General features: G+C 71.1%; 16 protein-coding genes. 9 read left to right on the plus strand and 7 right to left on the minus strand.

Annotated elements, in window-relative coordinates; all coding sequences use genetic code 11:
* Positions 1 to 320: 320 nt before the first annotated feature.
* From S1361_RS37140 to S1361_RS37155, 4 genes are all read left to right on the plus strand, one after another.
* Positions 321 to 1,220, plus strand: a complete 900-nt coding sequence (locus tag S1361_RS37140; RefSeq protein ID WP_208036197.1) for a universal stress protein — start codon at positions 321 to 323, stop codon at positions 1,218 to 1,220.
* Between the two features lie 297 nt (positions 1,221 to 1,517).
* A complete protein-coding gene (locus tag S1361_RS37145; protein WP_208036198.1) occupies positions 1,518 to 2,396 on the plus strand; it encodes a universal stress protein in 879 nt (292 codons plus the stop codon).
* A gap of 207 nt (positions 2,397 to 2,603) precedes the next feature.
* Positions 2,604 to 2,882: an SHOCT domain-containing protein gene (locus tag S1361_RS37150; protein ID WP_208036199.1), complete on the plus strand. Its 279-nt coding sequence runs from the start codon at positions 2,604 to 2,606 to the stop codon at positions 2,880 to 2,882.
* 270 nt (positions 2,883 to 3,152) lie between these two features.
* On the plus strand, positions 3,153 to 3,491 hold the full coding sequence (locus S1361_RS37155) for a sulfocyanin-like copper-binding protein (protein ID WP_208036200.1): 339 nt from the start codon (positions 3,153 to 3,155) through the stop codon (positions 3,489 to 3,491).
* A 196-nt stretch (positions 3,492 to 3,687) separates the two neighbouring features.
* Here the strand turns inward: S1361_RS37155 and S1361_RS37160 are convergent, their stop codons facing one another.
* The gene (locus tag S1361_RS37160; RefSeq protein ID WP_208036201.1) at positions 3,688 to 4,056 is read right to left on the minus strand and encodes a peptidoglycan-binding domain-containing protein; all 369 of its coding nucleotides are present in this window, start codon (positions 4,054 to 4,056) and stop codon (positions 3,688 to 3,690) included.
* Between the two features lie 180 nt (positions 4,057 to 4,236).
* The gene (locus S1361_RS37165; protein WP_208036202.1) at positions 4,237 to 4,590 is read right to left on the minus strand and encodes a hypothetical protein; all 354 of its coding nucleotides are present in this window, start codon (positions 4,588 to 4,590) and stop codon (positions 4,237 to 4,239) included.
* Between the two features lie 428 nt (positions 4,591 to 5,018).
* On the opposite strand from S1361_RS37165, the gene S1361_RS37170 reads away from it, so the two are divergent.
* Complete coding sequence (locus tag S1361_RS37170; protein ID WP_243769444.1) at positions 5,019 to 5,948, plus strand: XRE family transcriptional regulator; 930 nt, start codon at positions 5,019 to 5,021, stop codon at positions 5,946 to 5,948.
* Positions 5,949 to 6,060: 112 nt separating this feature from the next.
* On the opposite strand, the gene S1361_RS37175 is transcribed toward S1361_RS37170, so the two are convergent.
* Positions 6,061 to 6,639, minus strand: coding sequence for a fasciclin domain-containing protein (locus S1361_RS37175; protein ID WP_208036204.1), 579 nt, complete (start codon positions 6,637 to 6,639; stop codon positions 6,061 to 6,063).
* 678 nt (positions 6,640 to 7,317) lie between these two features.
* Here S1361_RS37175 and S1361_RS37180 point away from each other — a divergent pair.
* Complete coding sequence (locus tag S1361_RS37180; protein WP_208036205.1) at positions 7,318 to 8,274, plus strand: hypothetical protein; 957 nt, start codon at positions 7,318 to 7,320, stop codon at positions 8,272 to 8,274.
* 391 nt (positions 8,275 to 8,665) lie between these two features.
* On the opposite strand, the gene S1361_RS37185 is transcribed toward S1361_RS37180, so the two are convergent.
* Complete coding sequence (locus S1361_RS37185) at positions 8,666 to 9,139, minus strand: MarR family winged helix-turn-helix transcriptional regulator (protein WP_208036206.1); 474 nt, start codon at positions 9,137 to 9,139, stop codon at positions 8,666 to 8,668.
* A gap of 110 nt (positions 9,140 to 9,249) precedes the next feature.
* Here S1361_RS37185 and S1361_RS37190 point away from each other — a divergent pair, with 110 nt between their 5' ends.
* The gene (locus S1361_RS37190) at positions 9,250 to 10,221 is read left to right on the plus strand and encodes a quinone oxidoreductase family protein (RefSeq protein WP_208036207.1); all 972 of its coding nucleotides are present in this window, start codon (positions 9,250 to 9,252) and stop codon (positions 10,219 to 10,221) included.
* Positions 10,222 to 10,368: 147 nt separating this feature from the next.
* Here the strand turns inward: S1361_RS37190 and S1361_RS37195 are convergent, their stop codons facing one another.
* On the minus strand, positions 10,369 to 10,590 hold the full coding sequence (locus S1361_RS37195; RefSeq protein ID WP_208036208.1) for a hypothetical protein: 222 nt from the start codon (positions 10,588 to 10,590) through the stop codon (positions 10,369 to 10,371).
* A gap of 738 nt (positions 10,591 to 11,328) precedes the next feature.
* On the opposite strand from S1361_RS37195, the gene S1361_RS37200 reads away from it, so the two are divergent.
* Positions 11,329 to 12,102, plus strand: coding sequence for an HAD family hydrolase (locus S1361_RS37200; RefSeq protein ID WP_208036209.1), 774 nt, complete (start codon positions 11,329 to 11,331; stop codon positions 12,100 to 12,102).
* 13 nt (positions 12,103 to 12,115) lie between these two features.
* Here S1361_RS37200 and S1361_RS37205 read toward each other — a convergent pair whose 3' ends face one another.
* Both S1361_RS37205 and S1361_RS37210 read right to left on the minus strand, forming a co-directional pair.
* The gene (locus tag S1361_RS37205; protein ID WP_208036210.1) at positions 12,116 to 13,549 is read right to left on the minus strand and encodes a hypothetical protein; all 1,434 of its coding nucleotides are present in this window, start codon (positions 13,547 to 13,549) and stop codon (positions 12,116 to 12,118) included.
* A gap of 296 nt (positions 13,550 to 13,845) precedes the next feature.
* Entirely contained in the window at positions 13,846 to 14,448 is a 603-nt protein-coding gene (locus S1361_RS37210; protein ID WP_243769445.1) for a DUF1990 family protein, read from the minus strand.
* A 491-nt stretch (positions 14,449 to 14,939) separates the two neighbouring features.
* On the opposite strand from S1361_RS37210, the gene S1361_RS39670 reads away from it, so the two are divergent.
* On the plus strand, positions 14,940 to 15,200 hold the full coding sequence (locus S1361_RS39670) for a helix-turn-helix domain-containing protein (protein ID WP_243769446.1): 261 nt from the start codon (positions 14,940 to 14,942) through the stop codon (positions 15,198 to 15,200).
* The last annotated feature ends 328 nt before the right edge of the window (positions 15,201 to 15,528 follow it).

The raw sequence follows: 15,528 nt of genomic DNA on the forward strand, positions 1-15,528 counted from the left end.
GAGCGCTCCCCGGGCCGCGAGGACCGCCGCTCGGCCCCGGCGCGGCACGGCTAACTTGACGGGCGGCCGCCGGACGTGGGGCTGGACGGCCTTCCCGGACAGGTACGGCCTCTCGCCGGTGTCCCGGGTCGGTGAGGCCGCCGCCGATCAGGCGAGGACGTCCACGCCGTTCCGCACCACGTGCTCGCCCCTGTTGCCGGGGTCGCGCACGACTGACTCACTGGAGGAGGAGAACCGATGAAGCCGGTGGTCGTCCGGGTGCTCGGGCGAGCCCCTGGCCGTCGACGAGCCCTTCGACCCGGCACGGGACGGTGAGCAGGATGGACCTTCCGATCGTCGTAGGGATCGACGGATCCGAACCGAGCCTGCGGGCCGTCGACTGGGCGGCCGACGAGGCCGCCCTGCGCAAGGCGTCGCTCCGGCTGGTGTACGCCTCGCTCTGGGACCGGTACGAAGGCGCCCTGCTCGCCCAGGAACTCGGCAAGCCGTTGGAAGAGGTGATGGCCCAGGACGTCGTGGGAACCGCCCGGCAACGGGCCCAGCACCGCCGGCCCGGCGTGCAGGTCACCACCGACGTGCTGCCCGAGGAGCCGGAGCACGGACTCGTACGCGAGAGCCGCACGGCCCTCGCGGTGATCCTGGGATGCCGGGGCCGCAGCGGGATCGCCGAGGCGCTTCTCGGCTCCGTCAGCCTGACGGTCGCCGGGCGCGCTCACTGCCCGGTGATCGTGCTGCGCGGCGGTCACGACGACCGGGCCCGCTCCGGAACCCGGGGGTGCGTCGTCCTCGGCGTCGGCGGGAAGCCGGCGGGCTCGGCCGCCGTACGGTTCGCCACCGAGGAAGCCGTGCTGCGGGGAGTCTGCTTGGAAGCCGTACGAGCCTGGCGGCGCCCCGCGTACACGACCGCCGGCCACCGTCCCGCAGACTTCGTCCAGGAGTGGGCCCAGCCCGCCCGGGAGCCGAGGCACCCCCTGCAGCAGGTGGCCGCCGAGGCGCTGGAGGAGGCCCTCCGCGACGCACCCGCCGACCTGGAGGTGCACCGCCGCCCTGTCGAGGGCCGCGCCCGCGACGCCCTGCTGGCCGCCTCCCACGAGGCCGACCTGCTGGTCGTCGGCGCCCGGCGCCGCCCCGGCCACTTCGGCCTCCAGCTCGGCCGTGCCGCCCACGGGGTGCTGCACCACGCGGCGTGCCCCGTGGCCGTCGTACCCGAACCTTCCTGACACCACCCGGCGAGCCGTGCACCCGCATGGCCCGCCCATGCGGAACTTCGACTGCGCGTCTTCCGAGGCCTTGCCGACGTGATCGTGCGCGCCGACGGCGACCGCACCGTCGTACGGGCGGCCGACACCGGCACATGCCCGACCCGGCCGAGCCCGGACCGTTCCGACCGTTCGGCGTCGCCGGCTCGAAGGGCCGCCAGGGAGGCCATCCGGTTCGATGCGGTGCCCGGCTGGGTGACGGAGGATGGACGAAAACCGGGAAGACAGGCGCAAAGACGGCAGGCGAGGAGGCGCGGCATGGCGAAACCGGTCGTCGTGGGGGTCGACGGGTCACCGTCCAGCCTGGACGCGGTCGAGACTGCGGCACACGAGGCGGTGCTGAACGGGGTCGGCCTGCGGCTCGTGCACGCCTTCGGGTGGCCCTCGATCCATCCGCCGTCTGGTGGGCCGCCGTGGAATCCCGCCACGGCGGGCGTGCGCGAGCTGGTGGACGGCGCGCTGGCCGAGGCCGAGCTGCGGGCACGCGAGGCCGCACCGCAGGCGGACGTCACACGGGAGGTCACGGTCGGTGAACCGCTGATGGTGCTGGAGATCGAGTCGCGCACCGCCTCGCTCGTCGTGGTCGGCAGCCGTGGGCGGGGGGCGTTCGGCAGCCTGCTCCTCGGTTCCACCGCTGTGCACATGGCCGCGCACGGCCATTGCCCGGTGCTCGTGGTGCGCGGCAGGCCCAACCCGACCGGTCCCGTGCTGCTGGCGGTGGACGGTTCCCCGGCAGGCGAACGCGCTGTCGAATTCGCCTTCGCCGAAGCGTCGATGCGCGGTGCGGACCTGCTGGCCCTGCATGTGTGGAACACCTGGAACGAACGGGCCTACGAGGGACCCGGCGACCCGCTGAACCTGGTGGTCGACATCGAGCGGCTCCGCGAGGAGGAGCAGCGCCTGCTGGACGAGACCCTGTCTCCGTGGCAGACGCGCTACCCCCACGTCACGGTGGAGAGGCGCCTGGTGCGCTCCCGGATCCGCTCGGCGCTGATCGAGGCGAGCGCCGACGCGCAACTGGTCGTGGCCGGCGCGCGCGGACGCGGTGGCTTCACCGGTCTGCTCCTCGGCTCGGTCAGCCAGGCCCTGCTCCACCACGCGCACTGCTCCGTGGCGGTGGTCCGCGGCAAGGAGTGACCACCGCGTGCCCGTTGGCCGGACCTTCGATGCCGGCACCGGCCAGGGCCTGTGTTGCCGAGGGCGGACGGCGCGCCGCGCTCGTACCGCCTGCCAGGGGCTTTGGGCCCTCCGGCCCTACGCCTGGGAACTTCGGCCCAGGCCGACCGAGGTGTCACTGATCCATCCTGGACCCGTCACGCGAGTCAGCCGAGGGAAGTGATCGGCATGATGTGGTACGACGGCGGATGGGGCTGGGGCGGCTGGATCGTCGTGACGGTGTTCATGGTCCTGTTCTGGGCCGTCCTGATCGTCGGGCTCATCGCACTCGTGCGCCACCTCACCGGTGCGCGTCACCATCGGCAGCCCGGCTCGCCTGCACCGTCCGGTGAAGGCGGGTGGCAGGACCGGCGGGACGAGAACCTGCCGGCCGAGCGGTTCGCGCGTGGGGAGATCGACGAGAACGAGTACGAACGCCGGCTCGCGCTGCTGCGGGAGCACCGATGAACCCGCATCGCCGCCGAGGAGTGTGGTCGGCGATCGCCGTTGCCGCGACGGGCCTGGTACTGGGCGTCGCCACCACGGCGCTGATGGCCGCGCCCGGAGCCTTCCCCAGAACGGCACCGGCCTCCTGGAAGGCGCAGAGCCCACGGTGCGGCGCACCGGCCGCGAAAGCCACTGCGTCGATGTGGCCCTATGAGATATGGGACGCATGATGCGGGGCCGAACTGGCCCGCACCGGACAACGGCCGTCCCGGCTGGCACGGCGGTATGGGCATGATGCGTCTGGTGGCCCACCCCGCGACGATCCCGGTCGGAAGGGTGACCCTGCGGGTGGTCAACGCGGGAGGCCTCCCGCACGAGGTGATCGTGCTGCCGCTGCCGGCGGGGCAGGCCGCCGGGCAACGTGCCAGCGGCCCCGACGGCCGGGTACCGGCGGCAGGCAGTGTCGGCGAGGCGTCGCGCACCTGCGGCAGTGACGCCGGAGAGGGCACCGCCGCCGGCGCGGCGGCCTGGACCACGGTGACGCTGCGGCCGGGCCGCTACGAACTGCTGTGCAATCTGCCGGGCCACTACGCGGCCGGCATGTACACAGAGCTGGACGTCACTCGGTGAGCGAGAGCACCGACGGCCGCCGGAACCGGGCAGCCGCCGCTCGGGCCGGCCTGTACCGGGCCATGCGGCCCATGGAGGTCGGCGTCCTGCCCGGATGCGCCACCGGCTCCCGCACGGCCTGGCACCTGGGAAGAGACTGGCCCGGTACGCCGCTGGTGACGGCATCGGAGCATGACCGTCACCAGCGGCGTGCAGGTCAGGGGTTGGGGCTCTTGTCCGGGTGCAGGCAGTCCCACGTCTTCGGGCCGACGATGCCGTCCGTGTCGATGTGGCACCGGCCCTGTGCCCAGATGACGGCGGCCTTCGTGGCGGGGCCGAATTGGCCGTCGACCTGGAGGCGCCGGCCGTAGAGGTTCAGCAGGCACTGGGCGTGCGCGACGGCCTTTCCGGGGTCACCGGGGTAGAGGTACGGGTGAGCCCCGTCGTAGGAACAGGCGCTTTCCGAGGCCGGCGCAGCCGGTACGGAGGCGGGAGAGGCGACCGCCGGCCCGGCGGTCACGGCCGCGGAACCGAGTGCGAGTGCAGAGACGGCGAGTCCGGCTCGCCTTCGGAGCGTCTTTGACATGATCTTCTCCTCTTCGGCAGCAGGGTGAACGGCATCAGCCTTCGGCGCCTGAGCGTCGCCGCAGCTGATGTGCTGATGGGGCGGACCGAGCACGGCCGGTGTCGGGTGAGCCACCTTCACCGCGGCGGGGCGGCGGGGGACATGACCGTCAGCCGTCCTTGCTCGCCGGCAGGGTGCTGCTCAGCAGCGGGCGATTCCGGGCCGTGGGTCGCCACCGGTTTTGATGTGCTGGCCCGGGGTGTATCCGTCGACCCAGTGCTCGCCCTCGAACGTCGTGGTGTAGTACCAGATGGCGTTGCCCGAGACCCGCTGACCGACGTAGTAGCAATTGATCCACAGCGGCTGGTCCTTGAAGAGATTCCTCTTCACTCGGCAGGTCGTCTTCGCGCAGGTGTACTGCTTGGTCGCCTGGGCGGTGAAGTAGGTGTCGTCACTCGCGGCGGACACCGCCGACGACGGTGGCGCGAGGGCGAGCATCCCCGCGGTCACCAGCCCGCCCAGAATGCCTGCCGACTTCATGGCAGCCTTCTTCATTCGCAACTCCTCCAGATTTCGGCCTCTGTCCGGTTCGGCATCGGATGCGGCATCCGTGGGCGCCATGGGGCGCCGGCGTACTTCGCGAGGCTCTCCGCCGGCCGGCCGGAGTTCCGGCTCTCCGTGCAGCGGTGGTGGCTGTGCCGGCGGCTCAGAGCCTCCCGATGACGGCGAGCGCGCACAACCCGCCCAGGTGTTCGCGTACGTTCGGAACAGTCCCGACCAGCCGCCGAACACTGCTGAGCAGCAGGTTCCGAACATGGCTGGATGGGGCACCGAGTTGACGAATTCGCCAGAAGCGCCCAGCTGCGAGTCCCCGTTACGGTGGGGTCGTGGGACGAGGGGCAGAAGACAACGGGGCCGAGCCGCCTCCACCTGGGACACCGCAGCCGGACCGGCCACGCACTGCCGAGGAGTACACCGCGGCGTTGCGTGCCCTGCGGATCTGGTCCGGCTTGTCCTACCGGCAGCTGGAAGGGAAGGCCGCAGCGCGCGGGGACACGCTGGCCTCCAGCACGATGGCGACTGCTCTGGGGCGCGCGACGCTGCCCCGCGAGCCGTTCGTCGCCGCCTTCACCCGCGCCTGCGGACTCAGCGAGGCCGAGGTACTGCGGTGGCTCGACGCTCGCCGACGCCTGGCCATGGCCGAGCAGCCTCCCGGTCCCCGTACCGATCGGGTCCCGCCGGGCGCCGACGAGCAGGCGGCGCCTGACACGGCCGGTGCCGACCGTGTGCCGCGGCCCAGGGACCGGCGCAGACTCATGAGCTTGATCGCGGCCGCGGCGATCGGGGCCGGCGCAGCCCTCGGCGTGCAGACATCGCTTTCGGCCCCGCCGGCATCGCACCGCACGAGCATGGCCCCCCGCCCGGTGCAGGGCTTGGCCATACTGGCTGTCGGCAGCTGGGCGCAGATCCACCCCGCCCGCACGCCACGGCTGTGTGTCACCGAAGGACGAGACCGCACGCACCACTACGCCACGGCAGTCGCAGCCCAGTACCCCTGCGCACGGGCCGTCCTGCCGCGCACCTACATCGAACCCGTCGGTGAGAACCTGGTCCAGATCCAGTGGCACCATCCGAAGTACGCCATCGGCTGCCTGACTCTCTTACGCGACGGCCCCGGCCGCGATCTGATCGAACCCAGGGACGACTGCGCCGAGGACGATCCCGCTCAGCAGTTCCGGATCGAACCGATCGGCCCGCCGGCCTCGGCACACTTCCGTCTCCGCCCCGCCGCCACCGGCCAGTGCCTTTCCATCCGAGACCAGGACACCGTCGAAGGCGCCGAAATCGTCCAGGGTCGCTGCTCGGGCGCCCGCGACCAGGAATTCCTGATCACCTTGATACCGCCCGCATGACGACGCTTCGCTCAACGGCGAGCCTGATTCGGTGCGTTGGCGGCCGAGGCAGGCAGGTTCTCTCGTCCGGCCGGTGGGGGAGAACCAGGAGCCGACCCACGGGAGTCGCGAGTCAGGACGGGGGCTTGAGAACGCTGTCGATGACGTAGATGGTGGCGTTCGCGGCCTTGATGTTGCCGCACACGATGTTCGCCTCGCCGTTGACCTTGAACGTGGAGCCCGAGCCCGACGTGGTCAGCTTGCCGCCTTCCACCGTCGTGAAGGAGCCCTTGGAAAGCTGGTCCGGGGTGATCTGCTTGTCCACGACGTGGTACGTCAGCACCTTCTTCAGCTGCCCCGGATCGCCGAGGAGCGAGACGAGCTGCGACACGGTCACCTTCTGGAACGCCTGGTTGTTGGGGGCGAAGACGGTGACGTCGGGCTTCCCGTCGAACGCGTCGCTCAGCTTGGCCCTGACCGTGGCAGAGACCAGCTGGCTGAGCTGCGGATATGCGGCCGCTGCCTCTGTGACCTTGTCCTTGGCCGTGTCGGTCTTCTGGGAGAGCGCCGAGCAGCCGGAACCGAACGTCCCCGACGGGCTGGGAGACGCATCCTGTGCGTGGCTCTGCGACGCCAGACCTCCAAGGGCCAGTGGGACGGCGAACAGAGCCGCTCCGGCGACCCTTGCTGTGCGCGTGCGGATGAACCTCATGGCGACCTTCCTCCCGTGGAGGCGTGGACACTGCGAAGGCCGGACTGCGGAAGTCCTCGCTGTCCAGGTCGGGTGGGGCGTTCGCTCTCCAGGCGGGGTGGGCGGCTGCTGCGCCACGGCCCTGGCCGTCATCCACCCGGCCACTCAGCGAGGATATCCAGCGTCTGGCGGTGACCGCATCTCGAAGCCGGCCCGCGGTGGACGCACGCCCCGCAGGACCACGGCCTACCCGGGCTCGCCACATCGACACCTTCGCGCGCTGCAGGCATCACCGTGTTCGCCGCCCGCCCCCCGCAGGCTGTCGCCGAGCCGCCTGCGGACGCGGTACGGCCGGTCTCCCGGAAACTGCAAGGCGTTCCCCGCGAGGGGGGTGGACATCCGGGTTTGACGGATGTTCAGGAAAAGCCACTGCGTGGCGCGTCCGTGTGCCGTGGACGTCGCCATCAGGGAGCTTCATGACACCGCGCTCCGCCTCCAGGGCGGCGGGGCCCATGGCGTGAAATCGCTCATCGGTGAGGTCGCCCCACACCGCCGCGTCCGGCGGCAGCGGCTGCCGCATCGGCACCTCGCCGTCACAGCGCCACGCCGCGCACCAGGGAATGATCACGCACGGTATGTGATCGATAACGATCTGGGCCCACCCCTTGTGGGAGCTGTGATCCGCTTTAGTCTCCATCCATGGGATTTCTTTCAAGCCGCCGCAAACGGGCACGTCTGGCCCCTGAACTCGACGACCGGGAGCTGGGCAGACTGCTGAAGTCCCTGCTGTCGACCGCCAGGACGGGGACGTTCGCCACGACAGACCTGTGCGCGGCCCAGATATCCCGGCTGCTGGACCAGGACCCGGGGGACTGGGACCGTCGTACCCACCGCATCAGCGTTCTGGCGGACTTCCTCGCCGCATCACGTCTGCCGAGCTCTTGGGCCGCGCGTGAGCCTCGCAACGCGACCGCGCTCGTGTTGCATGCCTGGTCCCAGGTGGCGCAGAACCGCGCCCAGGATGATCCGGGCGTCGCCGATGACGCGGTGCAAAGCTGTCTGCGCGCCGCCGAACTCACGCCGGAGGATCCGACCCCCTGGGTGGCCCTGCTCAAGGTGGCGCGTCGGCAACGCTGGACGCAGCCTCAGGTGTTCGGGGTCTGGAACGAGGTGCTCGCGCGTGACCGTTGGAACCGCGAGGCGTACATGAACATGCTGAGCTATCTCACCCCCGAGGAAGGAGGCTCCCGGCTGCAGGTTCTGGAGTTCATCGACGGGCTGGGCGCGCGCATGCCCGCCAACGCGCCCTGTGTGGCGACGGAACTCACCGCCCAGGTGTTCCAGTACCACGCCATTCTGGGCCGGGGCGGATACGAAGCACTGGTGGCGCGGACCCACTGGTCCCAGGGGATGGCGGCCCAGGCCCTCGACCGCGTCGCGCACACGTGGGGACAGCCGGGATTCCTCCGTCATGCCAAGGCCCTCGCCGACCTGAACCTTCTCGCCTACGCGCTGATGGCCGGCGACCGACGCGCCGAGGCCCGGGCGGTGTTCGAGGCGATCGGTGGAGTCGTCACCGACTGGCCCTGGCAGATGGGCGGCGATCCAGTCGCCGAGTTCGAACAGGCGCAGCGCAGAGCCACGGTAGGTGTCTGAGCCGAAGGGGTGTGAAGCTCGTTCGCCCCTCGACGTTCCCTTGGGCGGCCCCTCGCGGGAACGCCGAGGCCCGTCGGTAGGCGCGGCTCGGCGGCTCTGGCCCCGTCCGCAGTCTGCCCACTGCTTCGGCAAGCGTCCGTCGGCCTCGGCGCAGACGCCGCGGACCTGTCCATGTTCCGACCCGGTCGACTCGACGCCGCGCTCACCGGGTTGGCCGACCGGGCCGCTCGCTGCGGCGACGTGTCCGTCCTGCTGCATCACCGCTACGCGACCACCCGGTCGCCCCCCGAGAGCGCCTCACCTCATGCCGTGACACCGGCTCACGACGCTCCCGGTGCTCGCCCCCCGACGCGCCGTGCCAGACCCCGGCACCGCGCTACGTATGCACTCCCTAACGTCGGCGGGGGGTCTGCTGGACCAGTACCTCGGTGGCGCGCTCGAGGAGGGCGCACAGGGCAGCATGCTGCTCGGGGGTGAAGGCGTCGCTGAGGGCGCGTTCCAGCACGATGACCTCCTGGTAGGCGCGATCCAGCACGGTGCGGCCCTGGTCGGTCAGGGACGTAAGGAGGACTTTGGCGTGGACTGGTGACGGCGTGCGGGCGATGAGTTCCTTCTTCTGCAGGCCGGTCAGGACCGTGGCCATGGTCTGCTGGGTGACGCCGCAGGCCCGCGCGAGCTGCGCGCCGGACATGTCCCCTTCTGCCGAGAGCGCGAGCAGCACCGTGTACTGCGTCATGGTGAGACCGTGGCCACGCAGGACGGCTTCGTGGTGACCCATCAGGGCCTGTTCGGCGCGCCGGATACGGCTGCACAGGTAGTCCTCGGCCGGGACCCCGCTCTCATGATTCGCCGTCGGATCGGCCATGACCCCCTCCATCATGAATCAGTTCTCTTGCTTGACTCAGCATACTGATACTCGTACGGTCGGCACGTCGCCTCGTATCAGCTTACTGATTCACCTGAGGGAGCAGAGACATGAAGGCTGTCGTCCTCGACACCGACGACCGGTTCCACCTCATCGACGCGGAACGGCCCGTCCCCGGCCCCGGCCAGGTCGCCATCGCCGTCCAGTACGCCGGGATCCAGTGGGGCGATGTGCTCGTGCGTCGCGGCCACTTCCCCGTGCCGCGGCCCTTCGTCGCCGGTTTCGAGGCTGCCGGACAGGTCGTCGGCGTCGGCCCGGGTGTCGACGGGGCCCTGCTGGGTCGGACGGTCACCGCGCTGACCAGTGGCGGTGCCTTCGCCGAGGTGCTGACCGCCTCGGCGGCACTCACCTTCGACGCCGAGGGGCTCGCACCGCGAACCGCCGCCGCAGTCGGATGGACGACCCCGACCGCGTACGACCTGATCCACACGGTCACCCGGGTGCGATCGGGCGATCGCGTCCTCGTCCACGCGGCGGCCGGCGGCGTCGGCACCATGGCCGCCCAGTTCGCTCGCGCCGCCGGGGCCGGCCGGGTCGTCGGTGTGGTCGGCGACGCCGAACGGGCTGTCTATGCCGCTCGGTTCGGCTATGACCGGCTGATCACCCGTGCGGAATTCGCCGACGCCTCGGACGGGCACGCCGGCGAGGAACCGTTTGACGTCATCCTCGACCCGGTCGGCGGCTCCACCCGCCTGGCCGGCCTGCAGCGGCTGGCCCCGCACGGCCGGCTGGCGATGTACGGCACCCTCGCCGGCTCTGCGCCCGTGGTGCTGGACACCGATGAGCTGCTCATGAGCGGCCGGTCCGTACTCTCCTACAACAGTGACCTGCTCTCCCGGACCCACCCAGAACGTCTCGCCGACAGCGCCCGGCACGCACTGCGGGCCATGACTCAGGGGGACGTCCGGCCGGACATCACCGCCGAGTACGAGATGGCCGACATCGAGGAGGCCCTGGAACGGCTCGCCGAGGGAAAGACGTACGGCAAGAGCATCCTGCGGGTCGCGCCCCACCTCGCGTAACGGGCGATGGCAAAGGCAGAGGCCGGTTCATGCACGGCCCGCGACGGCGTGGGCCGGTATGGCCAGTCGGCGTAGGTGCCGTGCTGACTCCCTCGCTGACCTGGGACTGACCGGGAGCGGCGGAGCGGGGGAGCGTGCGCGGGCCCCTCAGTGGCGGACCATGGCGCAGGTCAGCGTCTTCCCGTCGTACTTGACGGAGTACTTGTACCCGCTGAGGCCGCCGAGGTCGAACCTGCCCGACCGGTCCGTGGAGACGCTGCCCGAACTGGACCCCGAGTAGGTCACCTTCGTACCGGCGGCGAATCCCTCGCCCCACAGGTGGTACTTGCCGTTCGACTCGGTTTCGACGTGGCACGCCGCGCGGGCCACGGCCCCAGGCGCGGTGGTGCCCGACGCCTGTGCGGCAACCGCAGGACCCACCGCGAGCGCAGGGGCGACCAAAACCGTGAGGACTGTGAGACGACGGGTGCGGTTCATAGTTCAACCTCCCGGGCAACTGTCGACGCTATCGGTGAGACGTGACGACCTCATCACCCAAGCGGCGCTCGTGCAGGACGTCGAGGAAAAAGCCTCGCTCCGTCACGCCAGGCACATCCCACCTCGCATGGGTTATGGCATCCAGCCCGTCCTAGGGGCGGATCTCTCCTGAGGTGTTGTGCCTTTTTCATCGTATCGCCCGTCTTGTCACCCGACATCTCGTAGCACGAGACGGTGACTGCCATGGACCATCGCGTACTGATTCCAGGGTCGGGCGACAGCTCTTGCCGAGGCGGGCCAGCCTGCTTCGCCCGGCCACCGCACCTTCCCCACGGTGCTCCAGACCGCACAGGCCACTGCCGATTCGGCCGGTGACATCGACTGGCTGCTGTCGTTCGACTCCACCATCGTGCGGATCCATCGGCACGCCCCCGGCAACCCCGAGGACCGCCGAGCAGGCGGACCAGGTCCGCAACCGCTGCGAAGCGGCAGCCCCGGGGCCGGCCCCCGGCCTTCGACCGGCAGCTCTACGGCGGCGCTGATGTGGCCGTGACCTTCGACGACGACTCCCAGGGCGTCTCACCCGGGTGGGCCCGACTCGGAAGCGTCCGCCGTGGGGAGGCACTTCACATGGCTGTGATCTTCTTCGACGTCGGGGCGACTCTGGCGGATGCCCGTGTGGAACCCGACGGCTCTCTGACCCTGCGCCCCCGCCCGCGCGTCATGGCCGTGCTCGATGCCCTCCGCGACGTACGCACCGGCGTCATCTCCGACCCCGGACCGGGCGCCGATGCCGCGTCACTTGCCGCGACCGCGCTGCATGAGGCGTTCCCCGGCCGGTTCACGGACGGGGCACTGGTGCACTGGGGGGCGAAGGACGGCCGCGGGATCTTCGACCGCGCGGTCGCCGGCGCGGGGGAAGCCACGGCCGGCGACTGCGTCTTCGTGGGCGAGGACGCCCGGGAGCGCGCGTTCGCCCGCGAGGTGGGGATGCGTACGGGGGTCGACCCGGTGTTCGCGCGCGCCGCGACGGAGAACCGTCCCGTGCACCGGGCGTGGATCGAGCTGCCGGACGCCCGGGGCCTGCCCGAGCTGACCACAGCCGTGAACGACACGGAGGCCGTCGTCGTGCGGAGCGTCTCCGAACAGCTCGTGCTCGCGATGGTGACCACACGGGGCGCCGAAGCGCTCGAACGCGCCGGTTTCCCGGTGGACCTGCAGGAACTGGTCGACGGCGGACCGGCGGACGACGCCGAGCGCCGGGCGTCCGAGAAGTTCATCAGTGATCTGCTGGCGCGGGGCGAGGCGGTGTACGAGGGCGAGGAGCCGACGCCCCGTACCACGCACGTCGTCACACGCGAGGACGACGGACGGCTCACCGTCCGTCGCCTGCGCTTGCGCTGACCCGGCCGAGCACTCAGTCGAAGCACCGCCGGACCAGCGCGAGACCCTCACCGGTCGAGCTCGGGATGATCTCGTGGGTCTTCAGCCGGGAGGGGCTGTCGTCGACGAACGCCGTGGCGGTCCGGTGCTCCTGGGGCACGTGGACGCGGCCCCGCCGGAAGAGGTCCTCGAGGTACGACGTGGCGACCTGCTCGGGGTCGGCGGGCCGCACCGAGCCGCCTGCGGGGTCGGAGCTCGCGATGCCGAAGCGCCGTTCCTGCGAGGGGGCCGACAGGGTGAGGGGCTGAGTGATGCCGTAGCCCGCCCCGTGGACCGTGACGGCCGTCAGACCAGCCTCGTCACTGCCGCCCGGCGTCGCCTCCGCCATACCGGCGCCCCGGCGAGCGACCTCCGGCTCCGTGATGGCCGTGGCGGCCTCCAGGGAGAGGATGCCGTGGCGGACGAACGCCGAGCGCAGGGACGGGCCGTACTTGCCGCCGTTGCGACGCTGGTCCGCGGCGATCATGTGGCCCGCGACCTGCGCGTAGTACGCGGACACCACGGGTGCGGCCACGACGGCGTCCACCAGCAGCTGCCCCGCGATCTCGGCCGCCCTGGCCAGGCCGGCCTGGTCCTGCAGGTCCTGCTGGCGGAAGATCCCCGCCACGATCTTCAGGAACGCGCCGCTGAACACCCGGGAGAACGAGTGCGGTTCGCTGGACAGCGTGTTCGCGGGCCCGCTGGGCGGCAGGTGGACCGGGTCGCGGTAGAAGAAGCTGTTCGACATGTTGCGCAGGCAGTCCGGGTCGACCGCGTTCGGGTGACCCTGCCGGATCGCGGCGCCCAGTTGCTCGGCCATCCTCGACACCCGCGAGGACAGCTCCAGGTCGCTCTGTGTCTCGGCCAGTACCGCGATCCGCAGCGGTTCCAGCCGGAGCGAGCTCAGCAGCGCGCTGATGTCGCCGAAGCCTTCGTGCAGGCCGGCCGTCTCCGCGCTCGCGGCGTTGAACAGCTGGGGGCGCAGGGCGTCGAGGACCGCGTGCCCCGTCTCGTGCGCGACGACCTCGGGACTCTCGCAGGCGGCGACGGTGACGCCTGCCACCGTGCTGCGGAAGAACCACAGGCCCTTGCGGTCGTAGTAGGCGTTCAGGTCGATTCCCGCGTTGAGGTGTGCGGTGAGGGCGCGGCCGACCGTCTGGTGCCACTGGGTTCCGGTGGGGACCAGCGGACCCCAGGTCTGGGCGGCCCTGCTGAGGGCGTCGGCGGCCACCCAGTAGCGGAACGCCTCGGTGCCCGGCCCGGCACCGTCCGGCTGCGGCGCGGGGTCCGCGATGGCCGTCGGGAAGGGCTGCGTGTCGAGCTGTGGAACGGGATGCGGTACGGGCATGTTGACCCGGGGAGGGAATCCGGGGTCCTCCTCGTACACCAGAACCGTCGGGGTCGTCGCTGTCTGTTGCTGCACCGTCATGGTGGCTCCCTGAGCGGGGAGGTTGCAGATGATGGAAGTCGACGGGGAAACCTGTGCCAAGAGCCCGTCGTGTTCAGTACGAGGCCGTGGCAGCCCGGCGTCAATTCGAACAAGGCGGCCGGGTCCCTCGGGTCGGTGGGCCGTGGCGGCTGGACAGGCGGCTGTCCACGGCCGATGGCCGCTGCGCCCAGCACGGGACCGGGCGAACGGCCTGACGGCCGGACGGGTGACGCTGCGAGCATGAGCCGCGTACGGGCACCAGATGATCGATCACCCGGACGCCCCGCCATCACGCCTCAGCTGCCTGGCTCCCCGGTGGGACGCCCGCCGGTCTGCGTCGGTCCGTCGCGACCAGTACGAGCCGTCCGTGTGCCCCTGCGCTTCAGCCCGGGGCGACCCGGTGGATCGCCAGCGCGCCCGAGCGGTCCATCCTCCCGTCGGAGGGCGCGCACACCAGACGCCCGACTGCGGGCGGACGACGGGGGCAGCGGGTGCTCGCCGCGCAGCTCGGCCTCGACGAAGAGGCGCCATCCGAGGAAGGTGATCCGGTCCAGAGTCGGGGCGCCCTTCGAATGGCACGAGACCACGAACAGCGCCTCGTAGGTGACCTGGCCGCGTTCCAGGGGGACCTCCAGGGTCTCGTAGGTCGATCCCCAGACGCGGGCGGTCCCGTCGCGGGTCTCGTCCACCACCTCGGTGACGCGCACACCGCAGTAGAAGTGCATGCCGTGAAACCGTGCCTCAAGCAGCATGTCGCGGCCGAGCAGTGGTGCCGCCGGGGCGTAGAGCACTCGCACGGTCTCCGGCACGTGCCCCCCGGCGTCCGGAACATCCGTCCGGCCGATGCGGTCGCCGCCCGGCTGGCGCGCGCCGTCGAGCGCCGTAGCACCGCTGTCCACGTCCCGGCCGTGGCTGCGTCTCGTGCAGCCCGTGCGCTGGGCGGGGGCCGCCCGTGGTGCTACGGCTGGCTCGCCACGATCTGCCCCGCTGGGACACAGGCCGGCCGCTGCGTGCCACGGGCAGGCTCGGCGCCGGCGGACGGCCGACCGCGCCGCGGCCGCACCGGACGACGGCCGACCGGGTTGATCCACCGCCTGCACCGCGAGCGGACCCGGAAGCCCTCCGCGCCGTCGCGGGAGCCCGGGGCGGGACGGCTCCGAGAAGGGCGACCACGTCACCTGGCGCAGTCACGAAGCCAGGCCGAGGGCGAGGTGGAAAGACCAGCGCAAAGACGTTGGCGAGGCGTTCCGTTGACCAACCGCACGACCGTCAGCTGCCCGTTCCGGCGTGCCGGACGGTCGCGACACGCACGGCGATGCCCAGCTCGCGCACATGGGTCGCGTCGACGCGGGAAACCGGTGATCACTCGACGATGTGAGAGGAGATTGTCGTGCACAAGGGCAAGTGGATAACAGGTAGTGCACGTAAGGAGCTGGCCGAAGCCTTCGTCAAGGAGTATCGCGAGGGTCGGTCGATCCGCGCCATAGCCGAGGCCCATGGTCGGTCGTACGGCTTCGTGCACCGCGTGCTCACCGAAGCCCGCGTGCCCCTCAGGCCACGGGGAGGTGATCCCCGCACCGGTACCACCGGCCAGAGCTCCGGGGCGTCTGCTGACGGCAGGGCACCGCGGCAGCCCGCCCTCGGTCAATAGACAAGGTGGGCCGCCGGTTTACGGGTGACCGAACCGTGGGGCCCGTAACACGAGCGGTACCGATCGTGTGATCGCCCACCACCACAGGCTGAACAGGCAACAAGCGGAAGGCCCCGATCCCGCGCCGCCCGTGGAGTCGGGGCCATCGTTCCGTCCTGAAGAAGGCCGTTCCCGACTTCGCCGGCATGGGTCTGCAGTCAGCCCCGGACACCGTGCCCGCATGCAGATCCTCGACCGCGACCGGAAGGTCTGCTGCCGGCGCCGGCCGCCCGAGTGGGCGCGCGGGAGGAACACCGTGCACCACCAGGCGAGGCCGACTCACCTCACG

The sequence above is a fragment of the Streptomyces cyanogenus genome, assembly GCF_017526105.1.
GTDB lineage: Bacteria > Actinomycetota > Actinomycetes > Streptomycetales > Streptomycetaceae > Streptomyces > Streptomyces cyanogenus.